This window comes from Neisseria sp. CCUG17229 (assembly GCF_047839235.1).
Taxonomy (GTDB): domain Bacteria; phylum Pseudomonadota; class Gammaproteobacteria; order Burkholderiales; family Neisseriaceae; genus Neisseria; species Neisseria brasiliensis.
This window is the reverse complement of record NZ_CP181247.1, coordinates 584,830-609,349: the sequence shown is the minus strand read 5'-3', so window position 1 is coordinate 609,349 and position 24,520 is coordinate 584,830. Positions and strand designations below refer to the sequence as shown.

Below are 24,520 nucleotides of genomic sequence, written 5' to 3'. Positions count from 1 at the left end.
TTATTTTTCCCTCATCCTTCTCACTGATTCCAAGTAGAGTTCATCTGAAAAGCCTATATGTTTGATAACCATCAAATACGGCTTACCCTTAAAATACCCTGTTATTTTCCACCATTTGTTTTTGCCGCTATCGCGGCTTATCTCAATATCCTCAGCCCCCTAAAGATAGACAAGCTTTCGAGCTTCTAACAAAGAAATATGCCGAAGATAAAGATGGAGATTTTGCAAAGGACTTGTCTTATATATTTCTGTCCCGTCACTCAACAACCACCTCTTTTGTTTACAAGAAAAAAGCCGCCTGAAAAATTTCAAGCGGCTTTCGCTATGTATACCCGATCATTATCCTCGGGCTATCCTAACCATTACAGTTTGTTTTGGTTGTTAATATCAGTAATTGGCGTTTCAACCGGTTTGTCGTCGGTTTTGGCCATCACTTCACGATACCATCTTGGGTGGTGTTTCTTCGCCCATTGTTGCGACACCACACCTTCGGTCATGGCGCGAACCGTGCCTTTAACCCAAATCGCTGCGTAAACGTGCACGATAATACCGGCAATCAGAACAATCGCGGCACCGGCATGGAACAACAACGCCAAACGAATCACCGGGATCGGGAACATCTCAGCAAAATACGGACGCCATGCGATGACACCGGTAATCACCAATACCAGCATACAAGCCGTCATCAACCAGAACATGCCTTTCTGACCGCCGTTGTATTTGCCGACGTCGCCCACTTCATGGCCTTTCAAAATGGTGGTCACCGACTTCATCCATTTCACATCTTCTTTATCGAAGAAGTTGAATTTCCAGTAACGGAAAAACTGAATGAAAAAGCCGATAAACATCACCACGCCGATAAACGGGTGCAAAATCCGTGCTAATTGTGGCGTACCGAAAATGCCGGTCAACCAGAAAAATGCCGGATAGAAAAATGCCAAACCGGAGATGGCCAGCAAAATAAAACACAAGGCAACAACCCAGTGATTAATGCGTTCACTGCGTTTGTAACGCTGAATTAACTTTGGTTTCATTATGCGTCCTCCTCACCGTGCAAGATTTTACCGTCTTTGCCGATGACTTCAGGTTTATCTTCGTCTTCACGGTTAGGGCCTACGGTAATGTAGTGCATCCAACCGGCAACCGCTGCCGCAGCAATACCGAATGTTGCCAAAGGCTTGAGCAAACCTTTCCATACTTTCACGGTTGAGCTGATGCTTGGATTTTCAGGCAAGCCGTTGTAAAGGTTAGGTTTGTCGGCATGGTGCAATACATACATCACGTGCGTACCGCCTACACCTTGCGGGTCATACAGACCGGCATTTTGGTAGCCGCGGTTGTTCAAGTCTTTAATGCGCTCTTGAGCCACTTCTTTCATGTGCTCTTTGCTGCCGAACTGAATTGCGCCGGTCGGACAGGTTTTCACGCAAGCAGGCTCTTGACCGACAGCCACGCGGTCTGAACACAAGGTACATTTGTACGCACGGTTGTCTTCTTTGTTGATGCGCGGAATGTTAAACGGACAGCCTGAAATACAGTAGCCGCAGCCGATACAGTTTTCCTGATGGAAATCGACGATACCGTTTTCATACTGAATAATCGCACCCGGTGAAGGACACGCTTTCAGACAGCCCGGATCGGCACAGTGCATACAGCCGTCTTTACGGATCAGCCATTCCAGTTTGCCGTTTTCTTCGGTCTCACTGAAGCGCATTACCGTCCAGCTTTTTGCGGTCAAATCAATCGGATTGTCGTATACGCCGACGTTTTCACCGATTTCGTCACGGATGTCGTTCCATTCCGAACACGCCACCTGACAGGCTTTACAGCCAATACAGGTGCTGACGTCGATTAATTTTGCCACTTCAACCGGTTTACGCACCTGAGGCGGTGGCGTAATACGCGATGTTGCAGAGCGGCGTTTGATGTCTAATGATTGTAATGCCATTGTTCCGCTCCTTACGCTTTCTCAATATTAACCAAGAAGGTTTTGTATTCAGGCGTTTGCGTGTTGCAGTCGCCCACAAAAGGCGTCAGCGTGTTCACGATATACTGCTTCTGACCTGATACATTTTCCCAACCACCGTGCAACGGAATACCGACTTGGTGAACCGTTTTGCCATTGATGGTCAAGGGTTTCACGCGTTTCGTTACCACGGCTTTGGCCTTGATATAAGCACGTTTGGAGCTAACTTTGACCCAATCGCCTTTCTTAATGCCTTTTTCGGCAGCCAATTCTTCACTGATTTCGATGAATTGCTCAGGCTGGGCAATCATCAAAAGCTTCACAGACTTGGTCCAGAATTGGAAGTGTTCGGTCAGGCGGTAAGTGGTGCCGACGTATGGGAACTCTTCAGCCGTACCGATACGGTCTTTCACGCTGTCAAACAAACGCATAGCAGGTGATTGAACCACTTTCGGGTGCAGCGGGTTGGTACCAATTGGCGATTCCAACGGCTCGTAGTGCTCTGGGAACGGACCGTCAACCAACTTGCGCTGTGCAAACAGACGACCCACACCTTCTTCGTTCATGATGAACGGATTCATGCCGCTGCCTGGTGCTTCATCAGCTTTAAAGTCAGCCACGTCGGCACCGGTCCATTTTTTACCGTCCCACTCAATCAACACGCGGTTCGGATCCCACGGTTTACCGCTCGGATCCAAGGATGCGCGGTTGTACAGAATACGGCGGTTGGCAGGCCATGCCCATGCCCAGCGTGGGGTATTGCCCAAACCGGTATCGGTGTTGTCGCGACGATCCATTTGGTTACCGGCTTGCGTCCATGAACCTGAGAAAATCCAAGTGGCGCATTCGGTGGTACCGTCATCACGCAATTGCGAGAAGCCGTCGAGCAATTCGCCTTTTTTACGAATCACATTGCCATTGGCATCTTTGATGTCTGCCAAGGCATAACCGTTGGATTCTTTGGCCATTTCTTCCGGTGTCGGCGCCACTGGGTTTTTATAGTGCCATGCCAGCTTGGTAATCGGCTCAGGCGCAGTACCGCCTTCTTTTTCGTACATTTCTTTCAGCAAAATGTACAATTCACCCAAAATATCCAAGTCAGGCAAGGCTTCGCCCGGAGGGTTTTGACCCGGGTGGTGCCACTGCAACCAGCGTGAAGAGTTCACAATCGAACCGGCTTCTTCTGCGAAACATGGCGTTGGCAAGCGGAAGACTTCCGTTTGGATTTTAGATGGGTCAACATCATGCGCTTCACCGTGGTTTTCCCAGAAAGAGGCGGTTTCGGTTTTCAGCGGATCCATCACGACCATGTATTTCAGCTTAGAGAATGCTTCGGTCACACGGCTGGCATCAGGGAATGAGCCTTGCGCGTTAAAGCCTTGCACCAATAAGCCGTTTACTTTGCCTTGATACATCAATTCAGTGGCTTGCAAAATGTCATACATTTTGTCCCACTTCGGCAGCCAGTCGTAGCCCCAGTTGTTTTCTTTGGTGGCGTTTTCACCGTACATCCATTTCATGAAGCTGACGAAGAATGCAGGCGTATTGCTCCAATAGTTCAACTGATTAGCTTGCAGCGCTTTAGGGGTCTGCTTAGCAATATAGTCTTGGAAAGTCGGGTGGTTGTCTTCGTTTGGCAGAGTCAAGTAGCCCGGCAATGAAGTTGACAACAAGCCCAAGTCAGACAGACCTTGAATGTTAGAGTGACCACGCAATGCGTTCACACCGCCACCTGCCATACCGATGTTACCCAACAGCAATTGAACCATCGCCATGGTACGGATGATTTGCGAGCCGTAAGTATGCTGTGTCCAGCCCAATGCATACAGAATGGTACCGGCTTTATTCGGTGCAGCAGTTTCGCCCCATGCTTCGGCGATTTTCAAGAAATCTTCTTTGCTGGTACCGCAAGTGGTTTCCATCACATCCAGCGTGTAGCGTGAGTAATGTTTTTTCAACATTTGGAACACACAGCGTGGATCTTGCAAGGTAGGGTCGGTTTTGGCGTGACCATTGGCATCCAATTCGTAGAACCACGTTTCATTGTCGTAGTAGTTCTTACGGTTGCCGGTACGGCTGGTCACTTCAGGCTGTTGCTCACCTTGTTTGGCTTCAGGCGCCTTGAATTCGGCAGCACCCGAGAACAAGCCTTCATCAAAGTCAAAACCTTCGGAAACGATAAAGCTCGCATTGGTATAGGCTTTCACATATTCCCATTGTATTTTATCGTTTTCAATCAGCCAGTTAATCAATGCACCCAAGAAGGCAATATCACTACCCGAGCGGATAGGCGCGTAGAAGTCGGATACCGCAGCAGTACGGTTGAAGCGCGGGTCAACCACATATAATTTAGTACCCTTTTTCTTTTTCGCTTCAATCACCCATTTGAAGCCCACTGGGTGCGCCTCTGCCGCATTACCGCCCATCACCATGATGAAGTCGGCATGCTGGATGTCCATAAAGGTGTTGGTCATCGCACCGCGGCCGAAAGTCGAAGCCAAAGCAGATACGGTCGGGCCGTGACACACACGCGCCTGTGCATCGGTAGCCACAATACCCAAGGCACGCATCCATTTTTGGGTCAGGATACCGGTTTCGTTGGAAGCAGCAGAAGCCGTCAACATGGCCACGGTAGGCAAGCGGTGTACCGGCACGCCGTTTTCGTTGTTAACGATTAAGTTTTCGTCACGGTCTTTTTTCAGATGCTTGGCAATGCGGGTTAAGGCATCGTGCCAAGAAATGCGTTTCCATTCGTTGGTAAACGGCTCGCGTACTTCCGGGAAATGCAAACGGTTCGGGCTGTGTACAAAATCCAACAAACCTGCGCCTTTCGGACACAATGAACCGCGGCTCACCGGATGATCCGGGTCGCCTTCGATGTGGAAAATCACTTTTTTGGCATTTTTGGCACCGTCGCCCATGCTGTACAAAATCGTACCGCAACCTACGGAACAATAAGTACAGTTGTTACGCGTTTCAGTAGCGCGCAAAAGTTTATACTGGCGCACTTCCGCCCAAGCGTTGGTCGGCATCATGCCCATTACGGCCAAACCCGACGCGCCGGCACCGGCGGCGGTCACTTTAAAAAACTGCCGTCTTGATACATTCATGGTTTCGTTCCTGCTTGATTAGGAAGCCGCATTTTCAGACGGCCTCACTATGTTTTTGTTTTTGTAATAATACTTTAAAGCTAATACTTTAGTATTATATTGCGACAAATTAAAACTACTGTAGTGAATTGTAAGTCATTCGACATTGATAGTCTAACTTTATTTTAAATCCGTTTTAATTGATTTTTATTATTAATATCCAAGTGATTTTATCAGGATTAAATAAAAGGCCGTCTGAAAAAATCCATTTCAGACGGCCTTTTATTTATACTTTGATTAAACGGCTATTCAACGGCGCAAACGGTTTGCATCCAACCATTTTTCCAAATCTTCGGCGCTTAATTTGCCGCCATTGTCTTCCAAGTCTAATTTATTCAACTGACGACCTGCCCCATAAGCTGCCAATACCGGCGTACCACTCAAACCGTATTGTTGCTTGAATGCTGCCCAAGCGGCTTTATCCTGATGCAGGCGGTGTACGTTGACAAAATAGATCTTATCGTTGAGATGATATTGCGTGATGTAGCGTTTGAACATCGGCTCGAATGCGCTGCAATCGCCGCAGCTCGGGCGGCCGATATAGGCATAAAATTTATCGCCCTTCGCCACTTTGGCTTTGAAATTTTCCACGGTCAGGCTGTTGAGCTCAAAATACATATCGGAATACGTGTCTTCCAAACGCTTAGTATTGGCCGCAGAAAGCTTCACTGCCGTTTGCGCTTCCGACAATTCGCTTTTTAATTTATCCAGTTCTTGATGGTGGCTGCATGCACCCAGCATTAAGATAGCGGCAAGTGACAATATAGCGGTTTTCATAGCAAGCTCCTCATTGGATAATGAATATCTTATTGAACCAGTATAAACCCGTTTAACAACAAAAATTTAAATATTTGATGATGATTTGATAAAACGCAATTGAAAAGGCTGAGACCTTTGCAAAACCTCAGCTTTGAGTACAGTTCGAAGTTAGAGCAGCGCAGAAAGCGCAGACATATCATGAAGATAGGCAAGATTTCGAGCAGCGCATAACGAAGAAATGTGCCAAAGATGGGGAATTTGCAAAGGTCTCAGGACCGTCTGAAACTTATATCTTCAGACGGCCTCACCTATTCTATCGGTTAGAACCCTTTACCATATCCATCAAGAACAGGCGGCAATCCAAATTACCGTTATATAATGGAATTTTGCGCTTCGGCGACAAACGCATGAATTTCGGCATATCACGGTCGCCGGTAAACATACCAATCAGCCAGCCCGCATAATGCTGCTTCAGCCACGAACCCAACTGCGGATACAATGCCTGCAAAGCCTGCATTTCCGCCAAGCGCACGCCATATGGCGGATTGGAAATCATGATGCCATTATCGCCATTCGGGCGGGCATTTTGCGCGTCTTTCACTTCAAAACGGATAAATTCAGCCACTTCGGCCGCCTCGGCATTGTGTTCGGCAGCGCGAATCATGTGGCGGTCGTTGTCGCTACCGGCAATCGGCGCGGTAACCGGCACGATTTGTTCACGCGCTTCTTGGCGGATTTTCACCCACGCGGCTTTGTCGAAATTTTGCAGCTTTTCAAAACCGAAACGGCGCATCAAACCTGGCGCACGGCGGCCGGCAATCCATGCCGCTTCAATGGCTAAGGTGCCGCTGCCGCAGAATGGGTCTTGAAACGGTTGTGAGCCGTCGTATCCGGCCAGCAACAGCAAACCGGCAGCCAAGTTTTCACGCAACGGCGCTTCGCCGGTGTCTTCACGGTAGCCACGTTTGAACAGGGCTTCGCCGGAAGTGTCGATAAAAATCTCGATATTGCGCTCATCCATAAACGCATGCACGCGCACATCGGGACGAATTTTGCCCACGCTCGGGCGCGCATCATAAATGTCGCGGAACGAATCACACAGTGCATCTTTGATTTTTAGACCGACAAAATCCAAGCTTTTGACATTGGCGCGCTTACCTTCCACCTTCACTTTAAAGGTTTGCTCCAGCGTAAACCAGTTGAACCAATTGATGTTTTTGGCTAATTTGTAAATATCCTGCTCACTGCGGTAGCTGCCTTTGGTCAGGCGCAGCAGCACACGGCTGGCGGTACGCGAGTGCAGATTGATGCGGTAAACCTGCTCCATGCTGGCTTTGCAGGCTACGCCGCCATCGGTGGCTTGAATGTCTTGAATATTCAGGGAGGTGAGTTCGTCGGTCAACGGCGTTTCCAAACCGCGCGGACAGGTGATGAATAAGGCGTATTGCGTCATAATGATTCCTTTCTGGGTCGGCCACACAGGCTTTCTGCGTGTCAATAAAGAGATGGATTATAGCGTAGATTATAAAAGTAAAGTATTTATTTTTCAGGATTTTTTGAATAAAACGCCGTCTGAAATCATTTATTTCAGACGGCGTTGATAAATTATTTCAGACTGCATTGATAAAATCGGTTTTCAGACGGCTCGACTAATCAGCCGTAAAGGCCGTCTGAAACACTTCGCCATCAATGTTGATATCGGCCAAATAATCATGTCGGTTTTCAACACACATCGGCAAACGGATTTTCTTCGCCGCCCATGTGCCGTCATCTTGGCGGCGGATATTGAAGCGGTTGAAGCCCATGTCCATGTCTTTCATGCTAAAGCTGACGGTGATTTCTTGAGCCGATTCCGGCACGTTTTTCAACACAATATCAAAGGGTTGCTTGGCTTCGACTTTGTCGCTGAATTTGACATATACGTCGTTGGGCAAAGTACAACCCTGTGTCACTTGGCATTCGGCCTGCTTGGCTTGCGGCTGTTGCTGCTGCCACCAATCCAAGGCAATGAGTTTGATGGCGGCAAACACCAGCAGCAACACGCCAACGATGATTAACTTTTTGTTTTGACTCATGTTCAGACGGCCTCAATCTCATCATCAACCACCACCGCATGCGCGCCCGCTTGTCGCCATTGCGCTTGATACTGCGCTACCCAATAGGGCAAAGCAGCAATCACCAACGGCATAGAGACACCTTGTTGCAAGGTCTGCAAAGCAGCTTCGGCAGCGGTTTGGTTTTGCACACGCCACACCACCACATTGGCATCCTGCACATTGCGCCATTGTTCGGCGGTTTCGACCACCACCCACACGCTTTGCGCGGACGGCATTTTGCCAAGCTTACGCAATTCGGGTTCTTCAATCAAAATATGTTCATGCTGCGGCTCTGCCAAATGATACGGCACCACACGATATTCGCCCATGCGGTTAAAACCGTGCAAACCGCTTTTCAGACGGCCTGACAATTCGCGCGGCACGGAAAGCGATTGCAGCAGCGCACCGTTGGCGGGCAACATCGGCGACACGGTAAAATCGCCCGCTTTCTGCCATGACCACGTCTGCCCTTCTTTGGCCTGCAATTCGCCCGACCATTCATCGGCCTCCACCCGTAAAAAACGCAAATGCACATGGGCATGTTCGTAGGCATGGATTTTGGTCAGCCACGGCGTCGCATGATGAATGCGGATGCCGAGTTCTTCTTCCAATTCGCGCTGTAAAGCCTGAAACTCGGTTTCGCCCGCTTCCACTTTACCACCGGCAAACTCCCAATAACCGGCATAAGGTTTGCCTTCGGGGCGTGAGCTAAGCAAATAATCGCCGTCGGCATTGAGTAAAATACCGGCAACAACGCGGATTAAGGGGCGTGGATCTGATGTAGTCATGATGTTTGGGTAATTTATATAAATTTTCAGACGGCCTTGTTACGCAATACGTTAAGGCCGCCTGAACGTCATTGAACATGCGCCGACAAATCCTGCTTGCCCACGCATGAAGTGGTGTTATTTTTCGGCAATCACAAAAGCCAAGACGGTATCTTCTTCATCGGCCATGCTCAAGCTGACGTGGCCGATGCCCTGCTCTTTGAGCCATTTTTCCAGCACCGGCGCGTAGAAAAATTCGGGCTTGCCCATTTCGTCGTGGCCGATGCCGATGTTGCGGAACGATACCGCGCCGCGGATACCGGTGCCGACGGCTTTGGCGAACGCTTCTTTGGCGGCAAAACGCTTGGCCAGATAATTCACCGGTTTGCCGGCTTGGGGGAACTCCATTAATTCTTCGGGGCTGAGAATACGCTCGGCAAAGGCTTGGCCGAATTTTTTATTCAGTCGGATGATGCGTTTCAGGGAAACGATGTCGGTGCCGATACCATAAATCATGGGGTTCTCCTTATTATCTGTGCAAGATTAACAGGCCGTTTGAAATCTCTGACGGCTACATTATTTCGCCAACAAACGCGCTTTAAACATCACGTCTTTCATTTGACGAATCGCTTCGGGCAAACCTAAAAACACGGCTTGAGCAATGAGCGCGTGGCCGATATTTAGCTCTTTAATCGCGGCAATGCGGGCAATCGGCGTGACATTATGAATGGTCAAACCGTGTCCGGCGTTCACCACCAAGCCCAATTCATCGGCAAAATGTGCACCCTCTTCAATCCGCGCCAATTGCTGCGCCTGTTCAGACGGCGTATGCGCATCGGCATAGGCACCGGTGTGTAGTTCAATCACGGGCGCGCTAACGTCTTTAGCCGCTTGAATCTGCGCTTTGTCGGCATCGATAAACAGCGAAACGCGGATACCGGCATCAGTAAGCGTGCGCGTGAATTGGGCGATTTTTTCTTGCTGCGCCAACACGTCCAAGCCACCCTCAGTAGTCACTTCTTGGCGTTTCTCCGGCACGATGCACACGTCTTCCGGCATCACATTCAGCGCGTTTTCCAGCATTTCTTCGGTCAGTGCCATCTCCAGATTCAGGCGCGTGCGGATGGCGTTTTTCACGGCGAACACGTCGGCATCTTTGATGTGGCGGCGGTCTTCACGCAAATGCAGCGTAATCAAATCCGCGCCGTGGGTTTCGGCGATGAGCGCGGCTTCCACCGGACTCGGGTAAATCGTACCGCGTGCGTTGCGGACGGTGGCGACATGGTCGATGTTAACGCCTAATAACATGGGTTTCCTTTCGCTGATTCGGTTTCAGACGGCCTGTTCATTATTAAGGCCGTCTGAAAAAATAGTTTTGGTTGATTGCTGATTCAGACGGCCTGCGGAGGCTCGGCGGCTTCATGCCTTCTGAACGACAGCGGATCTAAATCAAACTGCTGCAACTGCTGCAATACCTGCCGCGATTTAATGCCTTCGGGAATGTGAAAATCAATCAGCAAGCGGTTGATTTTTAAAGCCTGTTGCAAACTAATGCCGTCTGAAAACCCGCCTTGGCGCAATTGGATTAAGCTGCTGCCGTTAACCGCAATGCCAATTTGCTGCTGATTGCCCAAGCCGTTGGCTTCGGCCAGCGGTAATAAGGCTTCTTCGGGGCGCAGCCAATATTGTGCCTCAGGGTCAATTTCATTTCCGTGAACATCATGCTGCAAATCCAGCGCATAGCCCGAATGGTGCAGCAATTGCCATTCAAAGCGGCGTAAAGCGGCGATGTGGTTCGGCTCGCGGCACAGGGTTTGCATGGTCTCGGCAAAGATGTCGTACAACTCGGGCATCGGATCTTCACGCGCGGTGAGTTTCAGCATCAGCTCATTAACATACAAGCCGCTGAACAAAGCCCGCCCCTGCGGCTGCGGCCAACCGCCCAACCATTCGGCGCGGTGCAGCGTTTTGAGTTCTTGGCTGCCATACCAGGACGCGCTCATCGGCACAAAAGGTACCAACACGCCGCGCAATTCACTCATGCGCTTGCGGGCGCTGCGTGCCAGCAAAGCCACGCGGCCGTAGCGGCGGCTGTACACTTCCAGCCACAGGCTGCTTTCGCGCCAAGGCGCAGATGCGAGCATGAAGACGGGTTCGTGGTTGATGCGGTGGTTGGACATGGTTTTGCGGCTGAACAGAATGAAGGAATTATAACGGTTTTCAAATAAAAGGGTGATGAAAATAAAACGAGGCCGTCTGAAAAATCGTGAAGTATTTTTCAGACGGCCTTGATACATCAAGCACCTTATTTCGGCGTGTAGCGCCCTGCCATGGCTTTATACACCATGTTTTCGTATTTCAACACGTCATAGCGTTGGTTTAAGACGTTTTGCGCCGAGCTGTATTCGCTGTTTAAGGCTTCAAGCCAGTCTTTCAACTCATTTTTACCGTATTGGTAGCGCACTTGGTAATAGCGGCTGTTTTTCTGATCCAAGGCATAACGCTGTCGGGTATTCTTCAAAGTGGCTTGCGCGTTTTGGTAGGCCAGATAGTTGGTGTTGACTTCATTCAGCGCAGTGGTTAACGCCTGCTCGAAATTCAATGCCGCGCTATCAAAACGCGCTTGGGCATCTTTGTCTTCCCATTGCAGCGTTTTCCAATCTAAAAACGGCAGATTGATTTGCGCCGAACTGCCCAAAAACGGTATGTCAAACATAGTACGCGCTTGACTTGATTTGGTACTAAAAGTTGCACCTACAGTGATGCTCGGATACCAACTGCGCTGCTGCGCCGCCAAGGTTTGTACCGATGATTGCAAACGGTATTCCGCTGCGCGCAAATCAGGACGGTTGCCCAATACTGAAATCGGCACATTCAAATCCACGCCTTTGACGGCCAGCAAGCGGTATGTTGACGGCGCGGCGGCGATGGCTTCGCCTGGTTTCAGATTGAGCAGATTGCGCAAGGTTTGCTCCAGCGCATCGCGGCTGTTTTGCAGCGACAACAAATTATTTTGCGCACTCAATAAAGATTGTTTTGCCTGTGTGCTTTGGCTGGAATCGGCCTTTCCATGGCGGTATTTGGCATCGGCGATGCGGGCGATTTCCTGATATTGCTTCAGCGATTGCTGGGTTAAGGCAATGGCTTCGTTGATGTAGGCGATGTTGAAATAAGCATCGGCAACATTGTTTACCAAGGTCAGGCGCGTGTTGGCCAAATCTTCCTGCGTGGCACGGTATTCCCACACTTGCGCGTCGGCGGTGGCGCTCAAACGCTGCCATAAATCGAGTTCGTAACTCAAGCCCAACTGGCTGCTGAAGCTGTTGTTGCTGCTGCCGGATTTGAGGTTTTTGGAAGCAGACGCGCCGACCGAGCCGTTAAACGACGGCACCAAGTTCGCGCCCAAAATATTGGCCTGATACAAGGCGCGGTTCACCGAAATCGCGGCTTGTTTCAAATCGATGTTGTTGTCTAAAGCCTGCTGAATCACGGCATTGAGTTGGGCGTTTTGATAGATTTCCCACCAGTCGCCGTTAATCTGATAGCGCTCGGCCGCTTCGGCTTCACTCATGATGTATGTATTGCCGTTCAGGCTCGGCGTGTGCACTTTGGGATTGACGGCACACGCGCTTAAGGCCAGAGATACGGCCAACACAGAGGCCGTCTGAAAAAAAGATTTGCTGTTCATGGATTCATCATTCTGATGTTTCAGACGGCCTGAATCATAAAGACCGTCTGAAAAAGTTAATCTTGCGCCAAGGCATCAATCGGATTAAGTTGCGACGCGCGGTTGGCCGGCATAAAGCCGAAAGCCACGCCGATCACGGTCGAACACAACACCGCGCCGACAATCGACAAGGTCGAAAAGCTCATCGGAAAATCAGTGACAAAATGGTTGAACACCAAGCCGATTGCGCCCGAAATCGCCACGCCGACCAAACCGCCGATTAAGCAAATCAACACGGCTTCAATCAAAAACTGCTGCAAAATATTGCTGCGGCGCGCACCAATCGCCATGCGCACGCCGATTTCTTTGGTGCGCTCGGTTACCGACACCAGCATGATGTTCATCACGCCGATACCGCCGACTACCAAGGAAATCAAGGCAATGCTGGAAATCAGCAGCTTCATTGTGCCGGTGGTGCTTTCTACGGTTTGCTTGATGCTGTCACTGTTGCGCATGAAAAAGTCTTCTGTGCCGTGGCGCACGGTCAACAACTCGGTCAAGCCTTTTTCAGCAGCCTGCGTGTCGGCATCGTCTTTGATTTTCACTACAATTGAATTGGTGTGGCTCTCGCCGGTGATTTGATGCATCACAGTGGTGTAAGGCGACCACAGCATCAGGCTGTCGGAGCTGCCGAAATTGTTGGTTTGGTCGTCCATCACGCCAATCACCGTCAGTGGCCGCTTTTTAAACAGCACCACTTTGCCCAAAGGATTTTCATCGCCAAAAAGCTTGCTACGGGTATTTTTATCAATCACCACCACTTGTGCATCTTCTTTGACATCGCTTTCATCAAACAAGCGCCCTTCGGCCAAGGTAAGGCCGCGCACATCGAAATATTGTTCGCCCACGCCGTAAAGCTGGCCGGTTAAGTCGGTGTTGCGGTAAGTCATGGTGCCGCTGGAAGACGTTTGCGGCGTGGCGGAATCGACATAGCTTTGTTTGCCGATGGCCAAGGCATCATTGATGGTCAATGTTTTAATGCGGCCGGAGCGCCGGTCGCCAAAACCTTTACCGGGGAAAATGGTGATGGTGTTGGTGCCCATGGCGTTGATGTCGGCCATGATTTTTTGCTGCGAACCGTTGCCCAAAGCCACCACCGACACCACCGAGGCGATGCCGATGATGATGCCAAGCATGGTTAGCAGCGAACGCATTTTGTGCGCAAAAATCGCGTGCACCGACATTTTGAATGCTTCCATAAACTGGTCGTAATAAAACGACCACGAAGCCTTTTCTTTCACCGCCTGCACTTGGCTGGGCGGAATGTCGGCCGTTTTACTGGTATCGGCTATAATCTCGCCGTCGCGGATTTCAATCACACGGTTGGCATTGGCGGCAATGCCCGGATCGTGCGTCACCATGATGATGGTGTGACCGTCGGCATGCAGCTTATGCAGAATTTCCATCACATTTTTACCGCTGGCGGTATCCAATGCGCCGGTCGGCTCGTCGGCAAAAATAATTTCGCCACCATTCATCAATGCGCGTGCAATCGACACGCGCTGCTGTTGGCCGCCGGATAATTCGTTGGGTTTGTTGTCTTCTTTGCTTTCCAAGCCCAAGTCGTGCAGCAGTTTTTCCGCACGTGCAGAACGCTCTTTCTGATCAACACCGACATACACCGCCGGCAAAGCGACATTGTCACGCGCGGTGAGTGAGCTGAGCAGGTTGTAGCGTTGAAAAATAAAACCGAAACGGCTGCGGCGCAAGGCAGCCAATTGGTCGGGATTCATTTGCGACGTTTCAATACCGTCGATTTTATAAGAACCGGTGGTTGCACTGTCGAGACAGCCGAGAATATTCATCAGGGTCGATTTGCCCGAACCGGATTGACCGATAATCGCCACAAAATCGCCTTTTTCCACTTTCAGGCTCACGTTTTTCAAGACGTGGACGCGGTTTTCGCCGCTGCCAAAATAGCGGTTGATGTCAGTGCATTCAATTAAACTCATGTGCGCTTACCAAAGTGTAGTTGGAATGAGGCCGTCTGAAAACAAAATCAATCAAATCATTCAGACGGCCTGCGAGAGATAATCCGAATTACATCGGGCCCATACGGCGGTTGCCTCTTTGTGGTTTGTCGGATGAACCGGTCTCGGAAACAATCACTTTGTCGCCTTCGTTCAAACCGCTTTTCACTTCGGTATTCATGCTGTCTTTCAAGCCGGTGGTGATGTCTTTGCGCACGGCTTGGCCGTCCTGCCCCAACACGCGCACAAATGATTTGCCTTCGCGGTCTTTTTTAATGGTGATGGTCGGCACGGTTAACACATCTTCTGCCGCATTGATTTCAATGGTGTTTTGTGTGGTCATACCGATGGCAAGTTTGCCTTCTTCATTCGGCACCAAGGCGCGGGCATAGTAGTAAATCGCGCTTTCGGTGGTGTCGGTGCTGTTGCTGTAGCTGCCTTGCGACATGGTCGTCAAGCCGGGGTCGATGCTTTCCAGCTGCGCATTAAATGGCATATCCGATTCAGACAAAATGGTAAACGAAATCGGCTGACCCGGTTTAACCTTGGTGATGTCGCCTTCGGCAATCTGCATTTTATTGAGCATCACTTCCAAATTGGCCAACTGAATAATTGTCGGCGTGGTTTGGTTGGCGTTGACGGTTTGACCTTCTTCCACCGGAATCGCCACGACGGTGCCGTCCATCGGTGCGATAATGCGGGTGTAGCCCAAGTCAGCTTCGGCGGTGTTGATGGAAATCTGGGTTTGACGGATGGAAGATTTCAATTGCGTCACTTGCGCTTTGGCTGCGGCCAAAGCATCTTCGGCATCTTCCAATTCTTGTTTGGATGTCGCATCTTCTTTCCATAAGGCCGCTTCGCGCTTGTATTTTTTATCCGCGCTGCGCAATGCGATTTCGGCGGATGCCAATTGCGCTTTATAGGTATCGAGCTTGGCTTTTTCGGTGTTTAAGGTATTGGTTTGGGTGGTGGAATCAATATCCGCGATTCGGTCACCTTTTTGGATTTCCTGCCCCAGTTTGACATACAGCTTTTTAATCTGGCCGGAAGCCTGCGCGCCGACTTCCACCAAGTTTGACGGCGAAATTTCACCGGTCGCGGAAACCGTTTGACGAATGCTGGTGCGCTTCACCGGCTCGGTAATGTAATTCACCTTATCGGCCGGCTTGAAATAGCTCCATGCCGCATAAGCCAGCACGGCCACGATTGCCGCACCCAACACCCATTTGATTGTTTTTGCCATGATTTTTAGCTGCCTGATTTGTGTGTGCGCGTGCGGCTGAAGATTTTTGTCGCACAATGCCAACAGTTATTTGGAATAGATTTAAAAACGGGAAAATTTTACTGGATTTCATTTCCCCAGCCAAGCCTAGTAAATTATCTGCATAAATATAAAATATTGTTTTTAATATATTTTAATATGCTATATTTTCCAGAATATTGCACCGCTTTAACATATTTTCCCAAATCTACTATTTATCTATACATACCCGATGCAAGAAAATTTATAATAACAAGCAATGCATTTCTTTAAGCAATGATATATAGCGATATTTAGTGGCGATTGAACCGATGAAAACCGCACAATCTGGCTTTAATTTAATCGAAATTTTAATTGTTATGGTGATCGTGGCCTTGCTTGCCACCCTCACCTACCCTACTTATCAGGCATATATTAAAAAAACGGATTTGCATGTGGCACATGCTGTACTGATGCAAAACGGGCAGTTTATGGAACGCTTTTACCAGCAAAAAGGTTCATTCAAGAAAACTTCGACATCATGGCCCGAACTGCCGGTTATTGCCACTGAAAAATTCTGTATCCGCCCCAACAACAATGCCCGGGGCGCTCATGACGGTAAATTCACTTTGAAAGCCGTCGCCTTCAATAGCCAAAACGAACCGCGCGTATTGAAAATTGACGAATCGCTGACTACTTTTATTTGCGAAAGCTCAGCCAGTTCATGTAATAACGATGATGCTTTTTTTAAAGGCTCAGATAAAAATTGCCGCATTTATCAACCTTAAAATTCAATGCAATAAAAAGGCCGTCTGAAACCCTAAAATCGTTTCAGATGGCCTTTATCATATAATCGCTTATTCTTCTTTGGCTTTCACGGCCATCAAAGTATGCAGGCGGCGGTTATCCGCGCGGGCGACGGTAAATTGCAGCGGCCCGATCACCACTTTCTCACCGCGCACCGGCAAATAGCCAAATTCTTGAATCACCAAGCCGCCGATGGTATCAACTTCTTCATTGCTGTAATCGGTGCCGAAAAACTCGTTGATGTCTTCGATTTCGGTCACGGCATGGATGCGCCAGCGTTCGGCCGATACGGCGAAAATATTGTCGGCACTTTCGTCTTCGTCAAACTCATCTTCAATATCGCCGACGATTTGCTCGATGATGTCTTCAAAGGTAACCAAGCCGGATGTGCCGCCGTATTCGTCAATCACAATTGCCATGTGGTTGCGTTGCTCACGGAATTCTTTCAATAAAGTATTCAGCGATTTACCTTCAGGCACAAACACAGCTGGTCGCAAGATAGATTGCAAATTGAATTGCTCGGCGTTGAACATGTATTTCAACAAATCTTTGGCATGCAAAATGCCCAACACTTCGTCTTTGTCTTCACCAATCACCGGAAAGCGGGAATGTGCGGTTTCGATAATGTAGGCGACAATGCGCTCAAGGCTGTCGTTTTCCTTAATCACGTTCATCTGGCTGCGCGAAATCATCGCATCGCGCACTTCCAATTCAGTAAAATCCAATACTTTTTCCAAGCGGGCAAAGGTATCGGCATCAAATACTTCTTGCGCATGCGCCTGACGCAGCAGGCTGATGACATCTTCGGCGGAATCAGGTTCACCGGTCAAACGGGAAACCAAACGTTCAAAAAAATTAGGTTTCGACTGCGTGTCGTCCATATTAATGTTCGTCCTCTTGATAAGGGTTGGGATAACCTGCGGCCTGCATCAGGCGGATTTCGGTGGCTTCCATGAGTTCAGCTTCATCGTCTTCGATATGATCGTAGCCCATTAAATGCAAAGTGCCGTGCATAGTAAGATGAGCAAAGTGCTGCTCGGGCGTTTTACCCTGCTCTTTTGCTTCTTTCAGCACCACTTGCGGGCAGATAATCAAGTCGCCATAGAGGCCGTCTGAAAACTGATGCGGCATAATTTCACCTTCGTTTAAGGCAAAACTCAATACATTGGTGGCGTAATCTTTGCCACGGTAATCGCGGTTGTAAGCACGGGCTTCTTCTTCATCGAGCAAAATCAGGCTGATTTCGGCGCGGCGGTATTCGTCTTTCAATGCGGCAAAAGCCCAGCGGTAAAAATCGTGTTCAGACGGCACCGAATCGGCGGAAGAAGCGTTGTCAAAGTTTAAATGAAAACGTTGACGTTGTAATGACAGAAAAGGATATTTTTTGGCGCGTTTCATGTAAATCGAGATTTTAGAGGGATAAAGCGGATTGCACCCACAATATAACATGAAGCGTTTGCGGATGAAATCTTCTTCACACCGAAGCGCCATGCCAAGCGCTTAATGATGTGGTATTCGCGGCAAAATTTCCTGTCTGACAGGCTTATTCTACCTTTCAGACGGCCATCAGAAAGCGGTCATGATAGAAAGTTTGTGTTAAACTTCTACCCATTCCGACTTTGACGAAACAAGCTTATGAACCCGAAAAAACTTGTGATTGCCAGCCGCGAAAGTCTGTTGGCCATGTGGCAGGCCGAACATATTCAAGACCGTCTGAAAGCCCTTTACCCCGACTGCGACGTGCAAATATTGGGCATGACCACGCGCGGCGACCAGATTTTAGACAAAACCCTTTCCAAAATTGGCGGTAAGGGATTGTTTATCAAAGAATTAGAACAAGCCCTGCAAGACGGCCGCGCTGATTTGGCGGTGCATTCGATTAAAGATGTGCCGATGGATTTGCCGGAAGGTTTTGCGCTGGCCGCGATTGGCGAACGCGCCAATCCGTTTGACGCGTTTGTGTCCAACCAATACGAACGCTTGGAAGATTTGCCAAAAGGCGCGGTAGTCGGCACGGCCAGCCTGCGCCGCGAAGCACAATTGCGCGCACGCTATCCGCACTTGGTGATTAAACCTTTGCGCGGCAACCTGCAAACCCGTTTGGGCAAACTTGATAAAGGCGAATACGATGCGATTATTCTTGCCGCCGCCGGTTTGCAGCGTTTGGGCTTGGACGACCGCATTCGTCTGATTATTTCCGATACCGTCAGCCTGCCTGCCGCCGGACAAGGTGCGTTGGGCATTGAAATCGCCGCCCACCGCGAAGACTTGCTGGAAGTATTGAAACCGCTCAACCACGATATTACCCACGCCTGCGTTACCGCCGAACGTGCCTTAGCCCGTGCTTTGGGCGGCAGCTGCCAAGTGCCGCTGGCCGCATATTGCACCGAAGAAAATGGCTTGCTGACCCTGCGCGGCTTGGTCGGCCATCCTGACGGCTCCACCATTCTTGAAGCCGATGCCCAAGCGCCGGCAGAATACGCCGATTCATTAGGTCGAGCAGTCGCCAAGCGCTTGGCCGATGATGGCGCAATGGAATTGATTGAAGCCGTTTTGAAAGAATCTGCGTAAACTGTTTATCGGTTTACATGATTAGACAGGCCGTCTGAAAACATACGTTTCAGACGGCCTTTTTGCTATAATAACGCACAAATATTTTAATAAAAACACACCATGAACAAACACATCCGCCAAGAAATTTTCGAGCGTTTCCGCGCTGCCAATCCGCACCCGACCACCGAGCTGAATTTTAGTTCGCCATTTGAATTACTGATTGCCGTGTTACTGTCGGCACAAGCCACCGATGTCGGCGTAAACAAAGCCACGGCCAAGCTGTTTCCTGTCGCCAACACCCCGCAAGCCATGCTGGACTTAGGCTTAGACGGCGTGATGGAATATACCCAAACCATCGGCCTTTACAAAACCAAATCCAAACACATCATGCAAACCTGCCGCATTTTGCTGGAGCAACACGGTGGCAAAGTGCCCGAAGACCGCGCGGCATTGGAAGCGCTGCCGGGTGTCGGCCGCAAAACTGCCAATGTGGTGCTCAATACGGCTTTCGGCTGGCCGGTGATGGCGGTCGATACGCATATTTTCCGCGTGTCCAACCGCACCAAAATTGCCCCGGGCAAAGATGTGCGCGAAGTGGAAGACAAACTCATGCGCTTTATCCCGAAAGAATTTTTGATGGACGCGCACCATTGGCTGATTCTACACGGCCGCTACACCTGCAAAGCGCTCAAGCCGCAATGTGAACAATGCATCATTAACGATTTGTGCGAATGGAAGGCGAAAAATATTGTTAATTAAATTTGCCCGCGGCATGATTCAGAATAAAATATAGGCAGGCTTTGAGGCCGTCTGAAACGTTTCAGACGGCCTTTTCCATTGAAAATGAAACGCTTGAAAAAATGCCCATAATCGGTAAAATTGCCCCTATCCATTCGAATTAGAGGTATTGCGGGCATCTTGCCCTTCCGTCTGATTGACAAACCGCAACCCGATAAAACAGATACGCATAACAAGGAATGACTGTGACAAAAAATACCAAAAAATATATGGCTTTAGCCATCGCCTCCGCACTGGCGTTGAGCGCGTGTGACAAAGCCGGCAGTTTTTTCAGTAACGACAACACCCAAGACGAAGAAAAAGAACTGGTTCAACGCATTGAGCCGCAAAAAGACGACGGCAGCATCGGTATGTTGCTGCCTGATTTTGCCCAATTGGTACAAAACGAAGGGCAAACCGTGGTCAATATTCAAGCCACGGCAGCCAAGCGCAGCCAGCAGCGTGCTGAAGAAAGCGGCATGGATCTCAGTCAATTTCCGGATAACGATCCATTCTATGAATTTTTTAAACGCTTGGTACCCAATCTGCCCGATATGCCTCAAGAAGAAGCCGACAGCAGCGAGCTGAACTTCGGCTCAGGTTTTATCATCAGCCCCGACGGCTACATTCTCACCAATACCCACGTTGTTGCGGGCATGGGCAACATCAAAGTATTGCTCAACGACAAACGCGAATACACCGCCAAGCTGATTGGTTCCGACCAGCAATCTGATGTGGCTTTATTGAAAATCGAGGCCGACAATCTCCCGACTGTCAAAATCGGGGATCCCAAAATGCTCAAACCGGGCGAATGGGTGGCGGCCATCGGCGCACCGTTTGGCTTTGACAACAGCGTCACCTCAGGCATTGTGTCGGCGAAAGGCCGTAGTCTGCCGAACGAACACTACACCCCGTTTATCCAAACCGATGTTGCTATCAATCCCGGTAATTCAGGCGGTCCGCTGTTTAACCTCAAAGGCCAAGTGGTTGGCATCAACTCACAAATCTACAGCCGCAGCGGCGGCTTTATGGGTATTTCGTTTGCCATTCCGATTGATGTGGCAATGAATGTAGCCGAGCAACTGAAAACCACCGGCAAAGTGCAGCGCGGCCAATTGGGTGTCATTATTCAAGAAGTCTCTTACGACTTGGCGAAATCGTTCAACTTAGACCGTGCCAGCGGCGCTTTGATTGCCAAAGTATTGCCAAACAGCCCGGCACAACAAGCCGGTTTGCAGGCAGGTGACATTGTGCGCAGTGTAAATGGTGAAGAAGTGCGCGCTTCCAGCGACTTACCGGTCATGGTCGGCGCCATGACCCCGGGGAAAGAAGTAACACTGGAAGTGTGGCGCAACGGTGAGAAAATTGCCATCACTGTAACCTTAGGAAGTACGGGGACATCATCGCCTAGCGCTCAAGCTGAAATGGGAAACTTGATGTCACCCAATGATGTACAAACCTTTATGATAGAAGAAGCCGGTCTGACCCTGCAGACTCAAGCCACCGATAACACACAACGCTTAATCGTCGCCCGCGCAAGCGGTGCGGCCGAACGTGCCGGTTTGAAGCGCGGTGACGAAATCATGGCGGTAGGGCAAATGTCGGTGAATGACGAATCAAGCTTCCGCAGTGCCTTAATCAGCGCCGGTAAAAATGTCCCACTGCTGGTACGTCGCGGCGGCGATACTCTCTTCTTGGCCTTGAATCTGCAATAAAACGGCATAAACTTGTAAAGTAATGATAAAATACCCGTTATTTTTGAAATGGCGGGTATTTTGCCGTTTAGCCTTAGCGCTTTTTCAGATGGCCTTATCCATACACACGCTATGCCGTCTGAAACAGACTGATTTCATTTACATTTTATTATTTATTTTATGCAATTAATCGATTACTCAAGCTCTTTTATGTCGGTGATTCCGGCATTTTTGGCGCTGGCGCTGGCCGTGATTACCCGCCGCGTTTTACTCTCTCTGGCCATCGGCATCATCGTTGGCGTCTTGATGCTCACCGGCGGCAACCCGCTCAATGCCCTAACCCACTTTAAAGACATTGCCGTATCGTTGGTTTGGGCTGATGGCGAATGGTCGCTAGGCAAACTCAAAATCCTGATTTTCTTGTTGTTATTGGGCATTTTTACTTCTTTACTGACTTATTCCGGCAGCAATCAAGCGTTTGCCGACTGGGCGAAAAAACACATTCAAAGCCGTCGTGGCGCCAAAATGTTGACTGCCTGCTTGGTATTCGTCACCTTTATTGATGACTATTTCCACAGCTTGGCCGTGGGCGCAATCGCCCGTCCGGTGACCGACCGCTTCAAAGTATCGCGTGCCAAATTGGCTTATATTTTGGATTCCACCGCTGCGCCTATGTGTGTATTGATGCCGGTTTCCAGCTGGGGCGCATCGATTATCGCCACGTTGGCAGGCTTGCTGGTGACCTACAACATCACCGAATACACGCCGATGGGCACGTTTGTCGCCATGAGCGCGATGAACTACTACGCCTTATTTGCGCTGTTGATGGTGTTTTTTGTGGCTTACTTTTCGTTCGACATCGGTTCGATGAGCCGCTTCGAGCAACAAGCCTTGAATGAAACGCATGAAGAACAAGCCGTTTCAGACGGCACCAAAGGCCGTGTGTTTGCACTGATTATTCCGGTATTGGTGCTGATTTTCGCCACCATTTCCGCCATGCTCTACACCGGCGCACAAGCCTTGGAAAGCTTCAGCATTTTAGGCGCATTTGAAAACACCGATGTGAACACTTCATTGGTATTCGGCGGCGTGTTGGGCGTGTTGGCAGTATTGTTCTGCACAGTCGGCACCATCGAAGCACATGTTTACCCAAAAGCGATTTGGGAAGGCATGAAATCAATGTTTGGCGCCATCAGCATTCTCATTTTGGCGTGGCTGATCAGTACCGTGGTCAGCGAAATGCGCACCGGCGAATTTTTATCCACCTTAGTCGCGGGCAACATTCACCCGGGCTTTTTACCGGTGATTCTGTTTGCCTTGGGCAGCGTAATGGCGTTTGCCACCGGCACCAGCTGGGGTACTTTCGGCATTATGTTGCCGATTGCTGCGGCCATGGCAGTGAAAATCGACCCGAGCCTGATTATCCCTTGCTTGTCGGCAGTGATGGCTGGCGCGGTGTGTGGTGACCATTGCTCACCGATTTCCGACACTACTATTCTGTCGTCCACCGGCGCACAATGTAACCACATCGACCACGTCACTTCGCAACTGCCTTACGCGCTGACCGTGGCCGCCGCAGCCACCAGCGGCTATCTGGTCCTGGGCTTCACCCATTCCGCCCTGCTCGGCTTCGGCGTGACTGCCGTGGTGTTGGCGGTATTGATTTTGGTGTTGCGCAGCAAAAAAGCCGCGCTTGCCGCTTAATTGTTCAGACGGCCTCAAGGCCGTCTGAAACGTTTTGGAATAAAGGAAATAAAATGACCCAAACCGTGATGGAACGCGGCCCGGTGATGGCCGATGTGAATGCGTTTGCATTGACCGACGAAGAAAAACAACGCCTGCTCGACCCTGCCATCGGCGGCGTGATTCTGTTTCGCCGCAATTTCGACAACGTGCCGCAACTCAAAGCCTTAATCCGTGACATCAAAGCCTTGCGCACGCCTGAACTGATTATCGCCGTTGATCACGAAGGCGGCCGCGTGCAGCGTTTTATTGACGGTTTCACACGTCTGCCGGCCATGCGCGTATTGGGCGAAATTTGGGACAACCAAGGCGAAGTCGCCGCCAAAGCCCAAGCCGAGCAAGTAGGCTGGGTATTGGCCACCGAATTGAGCGCATGCGGTGTGGATTTATCGTTCACTCCGGTGCTGGATTTAGACTGGGGGCAATGCGCCGTTATCGGCAACCGCAGCTTCCACCAAAGTGCCGACATCGTCACCGAATTGGCCTTGGCCTTGCAAAAAGGTTTAAACAAAGGCGGCATGAAATCCTGCGGCAAACACTTCCCCGGCCACGGCTTTGTCAAAGGCGACAGCCACCTCACCCAGCCGCAAGACGACCGCTGCTTGGCCGATTTGCAGGCCGCCGATATGATTCCGTTCGGCAAACTCAGCGATGCAGGCATGGCTGCGGTGATGCCTGCGCATGTGGTTTATCCACAAATCGACCCGAATCCGGCCGGTTTTTCAGAAAAATGGCTGAAACAAATCTTGCGCCAAGATATTGGTTTTGACGGCGTGATTTTTTCAGACGACCTCACCATGGAAGGCGCTGGCAGCGCGGGCGGCATTAAAGCGCGCGTTCAAAGCGCGTTTGCCGCCGGTTGCGATATTGCATTGGTGTGCAACCGCCCTGACTTGGTCGATGAATTACGCGAAGATTTCGATATGCCGCATAATCCGCACTTGGCCGCGCGTTGGGCTTACATGGCCAACACCTTGAGCGCCGAAGCCGCCGAAGTAATGATGCAGCGTGATGAATTCAAAGCAGCGCAAGCCTTGACCGCCCAACTGGCGACACCGAAAGATGTTGCCAACGGTGTGAAAGTTGGTGAAGCGTTTTAAAGCTTGAGACCTTTGCAAATTCCCCATCTTTGGCACATTTCTTCGTTATGCGCTGCTCGAAAGCTTGCCTATCTTTGTGATATGTCTGCGCTTTCTGTGCTGCTTTAACTTCGAACTGCACTCAAATCTGGGGTTTTGCAAAGGTCTCAGCCTGAAAAATAAATCGAGGCCG

At 49.9% G+C, this 24,520-nt stretch carries 21 protein-coding genes; 6 read left to right on the top strand and 15 right to left on the bottom strand.

Translation table 11 applies throughout. The annotated features are described in order from the left end of the window. Positions 1–362: 362 nt before the first annotated feature. The 13 genes from ACM67B_RS02855 to ACM67B_RS02795 form a co-directional block, all read right to left on the bottom strand. Positions 363–1,034, bottom strand: coding sequence for a formate dehydrogenase subunit gamma (locus tag ACM67B_RS02855; RefSeq protein ID WP_416190071.1), 672 nt, complete (start codon positions 1,032–1,034; stop codon positions 363–365). Then, positions 1,034–1,948, bottom strand: coding sequence for a formate dehydrogenase subunit beta (gene fdxH / locus ACM67B_RS02850; RefSeq protein WP_416190070.1), 915 nt, complete (start codon positions 1,946–1,948; stop codon positions 1,034–1,036). Before fdxH ends, ACM67B_RS02855 begins: the two co-directional genes overlap by 1 nt. Positions 1,949–1,959: 11 nt before the next feature. Further along, positions 1,960–5,076 (bottom strand): formate dehydrogenase-N subunit alpha, encoded by a 3,117-nt coding sequence (fdnG, locus tag ACM67B_RS02845; RefSeq protein ID WP_416190069.1) that lies wholly within the window; start codon positions 5,074–5,076, stop codon positions 1,960–1,962. Positions 5,077–5,364: 288 nt separating this feature from the next. Continuing rightward, complete coding sequence (locus ACM67B_RS02840; RefSeq protein WP_416190068.1) at positions 5,365–5,892, bottom strand: thioredoxin family protein; 528 nt, start codon at positions 5,890–5,892, stop codon at positions 5,365–5,367. A 295-nt stretch (positions 5,893–6,187) separates the two neighbouring features. Then, positions 6,188–7,330: a THUMP domain-containing class I SAM-dependent RNA methyltransferase gene (locus ACM67B_RS02835; protein ID WP_416190504.1), complete on the bottom strand. Its 1,143-nt coding sequence runs from the start codon at positions 7,328–7,330 to the stop codon at positions 6,188–6,190. Positions 7,331–7,523: 193 nt separating this feature from the next. After that, positions 7,524–7,949 carry a hypothetical protein gene (locus tag ACM67B_RS02830; RefSeq protein ID WP_416190067.1) on the bottom strand — a complete coding sequence of 142 codons (426 nt, stop codon included), beginning with the start codon at positions 7,947–7,949 and terminating at the stop codon, positions 7,524–7,526. A gap of 2 nt (positions 7,950–7,951) precedes the next feature. Next, positions 7,952–8,758, bottom strand: coding sequence for an NUDIX domain-containing protein (locus ACM67B_RS02825; RefSeq protein WP_416190066.1), 807 nt, complete (start codon positions 8,756–8,758; stop codon positions 7,952–7,954). Positions 8,759–8,875: 117 nt separating this feature from the next. Then, the gene (gene acpS / locus ACM67B_RS02820; RefSeq protein ID WP_095502700.1) at positions 8,876–9,253 is read right to left on the bottom strand and encodes a holo-ACP synthase; all 378 of its coding nucleotides are present in this window, start codon (positions 9,251–9,253) and stop codon (positions 8,876–8,878) included. A gap of 60 nt (positions 9,254–9,313) precedes the next feature. Continuing rightward, complete coding sequence (pdxJ, locus tag ACM67B_RS02815; RefSeq protein WP_416190065.1) at positions 9,314–10,045, bottom strand: pyridoxine 5'-phosphate synthase; 732 nt, start codon at positions 10,043–10,045, stop codon at positions 9,314–9,316. Between the two features lie 83 nt (positions 10,046–10,128). Then, entirely contained in the window at positions 10,129–10,917 is a 789-nt protein-coding gene (recO, locus tag ACM67B_RS02810; protein ID WP_095502706.1) for a DNA repair protein RecO, read from the bottom strand. A 125-nt stretch (positions 10,918–11,042) separates the two neighbouring features. Next, positions 11,043–12,425: an efflux transporter outer membrane subunit gene (locus tag ACM67B_RS02805; protein ID WP_416190064.1), complete on the bottom strand. Its 1,383-nt coding sequence runs from the start codon at positions 12,423–12,425 to the stop codon at positions 11,043–11,045. Between the two features lie 56 nt (positions 12,426–12,481). After that, complete coding sequence (locus tag ACM67B_RS02800; protein WP_416190063.1) at positions 12,482–14,416, bottom strand: MacB family efflux pump subunit; 1,935 nt, start codon at positions 14,414–14,416, stop codon at positions 12,482–12,484. Between the two features lie 88 nt (positions 14,417–14,504). Continuing rightward, positions 14,505–15,677, bottom strand: coding sequence for an efflux RND transporter periplasmic adaptor subunit (locus ACM67B_RS02795; protein ID WP_416190062.1), 1,173 nt, complete (start codon positions 15,675–15,677; stop codon positions 14,505–14,507). A gap of 329 nt (positions 15,678–16,006) precedes the next feature. Between ACM67B_RS02795 and ACM67B_RS02790 the strand changes: the two genes are divergently transcribed. After that, on the top strand, positions 16,007–16,462 hold the full coding sequence (locus ACM67B_RS02790; RefSeq protein ID WP_416190061.1) for a type IV pilin protein: 456 nt from the start codon (positions 16,007–16,009) through the stop codon (positions 16,460–16,462). 69 nt (positions 16,463–16,531) lie between these two features. Here ACM67B_RS02790 and ACM67B_RS02785 read toward each other — a convergent pair whose 3' ends face one another. Both ACM67B_RS02785 and ybeY read right to left on the bottom strand, forming a co-directional pair. Further along, positions 16,532–17,362 carry an HlyC/CorC family transporter gene (locus tag ACM67B_RS02785; protein WP_416190060.1) on the bottom strand — a complete coding sequence of 277 codons (831 nt, stop codon included), beginning with the start codon at positions 17,360–17,362 and terminating at the stop codon, positions 16,532–16,534. A 1-nt stretch (position 17,363) separates the two neighbouring features. Beyond that, a complete protein-coding gene (gene ybeY / locus ACM67B_RS02780) occupies positions 17,364–17,879 on the bottom strand; it encodes an rRNA maturation RNase YbeY (protein WP_416190503.1) in 516 nt (171 codons plus the stop codon). A 237-nt stretch (positions 17,880–18,116) separates the two neighbouring features. On the opposite strand from ybeY, the gene hemC reads away from it, so the two are divergent. The 5 genes from hemC (at position 18,117) to nagZ (ending at position 24,348) form a co-directional block, all read left to right on the top strand. Further along, on the top strand, positions 18,117–19,052 hold the full coding sequence (gene hemC, locus ACM67B_RS02775; protein WP_416190059.1) for a hydroxymethylbilane synthase: 936 nt from the start codon (positions 18,117–18,119) through the stop codon (positions 19,050–19,052). A 102-nt stretch (positions 19,053–19,154) separates the two neighbouring features. Continuing rightward, a complete protein-coding gene (nth, locus tag ACM67B_RS02770; protein WP_416190058.1) occupies positions 19,155–19,793 on the top strand; it encodes an endonuclease III in 639 nt (212 codons plus the stop codon). A 248-nt stretch (positions 19,794–20,041) separates the two neighbouring features. Continuing rightward, entirely contained in the window at positions 20,042–21,526 is a 1,485-nt protein-coding gene (locus ACM67B_RS02765) for a DegQ family serine endoprotease (RefSeq protein ID WP_416190502.1), read from the top strand. 159 nt (positions 21,527–21,685) lie between these two features. After that, on the top strand, positions 21,686–23,209 hold the full coding sequence (locus ACM67B_RS02760; protein WP_416190057.1) for a Na+/H+ antiporter NhaC family protein: 1,524 nt from the start codon (positions 21,686–21,688) through the stop codon (positions 23,207–23,209). Positions 23,210–23,295: 86 nt separating this feature from the next. Further along, positions 23,296–24,348 (top strand): beta-N-acetylhexosaminidase, encoded by a 1,053-nt coding sequence (nagZ, locus tag ACM67B_RS02755; RefSeq protein ID WP_416190501.1) that lies wholly within the window; start codon positions 23,296–23,298, stop codon positions 24,346–24,348. The last annotated feature ends 172 nt before the right edge of the window (positions 24,349–24,520 follow it).

Coding starts and splice junctions, on each gene's coding strand:
- ACM67B_RS02790 (WP_416190061.1), top strand. CDS start 16,007: ATGAAAACCGCACAATCTGGCTTTAATTTAATCGAAATTTTAATTGTT.
- ACM67B_RS02795 (WP_416190062.1), bottom strand. CDS start 15,677: ATGGCAAAAACAATCAAATGGGTGTTGGGTGCGGCAATCGTGGCCGTG.
- ybeY (WP_416190503.1), bottom strand. CDS start 17,879: ATGAAACGCGCCAAAAAATATCCTTTTCTGTCATTACAACGTCAACGT.
- ACM67B_RS02855 (WP_416190071.1), bottom strand. CDS start 1,034: ATGAAACCAAAGTTAATTCAGCGTTACAAACGCAGTGAACGCATTAAT.
- ACM67B_RS02765 (WP_416190502.1), top strand. CDS start 20,042: ATGGCTTTAGCCATCGCCTCCGCACTGGCGTTGAGCGCGTGTGACAAA.
- ACM67B_RS02760 (WP_416190057.1), top strand. CDS start 21,686: ATGCAATTAATCGATTACTCAAGCTCTTTTATGTCGGTGATTCCGGCA.
- recO (WP_095502706.1), bottom strand. CDS start 10,917: ATGTCCAACCACCGCATCAACCACGAACCCGTCTTCATGCTCGCATCT.
- ACM67B_RS02785 (WP_416190060.1), bottom strand. CDS start 17,362: ATGGACGACACGCAGTCGAAACCTAATTTTTTTGAACGTTTGGTTTCC.
- ACM67B_RS02805 (WP_416190064.1), bottom strand. CDS start 12,425: ATGAACAGCAAATCTTTTTTTCAGACGGCCTCTGTGTTGGCCGTATCT.
- ACM67B_RS02830 (WP_416190067.1), bottom strand. CDS start 7,949: ATGAGTCAAAACAAAAAGTTAATCATCGTTGGCGTGTTGCTGCTGGTG.
- pdxJ (WP_416190065.1), bottom strand. CDS start 10,045: ATGTTATTAGGCGTTAACATCGACCATGTCGCCACCGTCCGCAACGCA.
- ACM67B_RS02825 (WP_416190066.1), bottom strand. CDS start 8,758: ATGACTACATCAGATCCACGCCCCTTAATCCGCGTTGTTGCCGGTATT.
- fdxH (WP_416190070.1), bottom strand. CDS start 1,948: ATGGCATTACAATCATTAGACATCAAACGCCGCTCTGCAACATCGCGT.
- hemC (WP_416190059.1), top strand. CDS start 18,117: ATGAACCCGAAAAAACTTGTGATTGCCAGCCGCGAAAGTCTGTTGGCC.
- nagZ (WP_416190501.1), top strand. CDS start 23,296: ATGGCCGATGTGAATGCGTTTGCATTGACCGACGAAGAAAAACAACGC.
- fdnG (WP_416190069.1), bottom strand. CDS start 5,076: ATGAATGTATCAAGACGGCAGTTTTTTAAAGTGACCGCCGCCGGTGCC.
- ACM67B_RS02840 (WP_416190068.1), bottom strand. CDS start 5,892: ATGAAAACCGCTATATTGTCACTTGCCGCTATCTTAATGCTGGGTGCA.
- acpS (WP_095502700.1), bottom strand. CDS start 9,253: ATGATTTATGGTATCGGCACCGACATCGTTTCCCTGAAACGCATCATC.
- ACM67B_RS02800 (WP_416190063.1), bottom strand. CDS start 14,416: ATGAGTTTAATTGAATGCACTGACATCAACCGCTATTTTGGCAGCGGC.
- nth (WP_416190058.1), top strand. CDS start 19,155: ATGAACAAACACATCCGCCAAGAAATTTTCGAGCGTTTCCGCGCTGCC.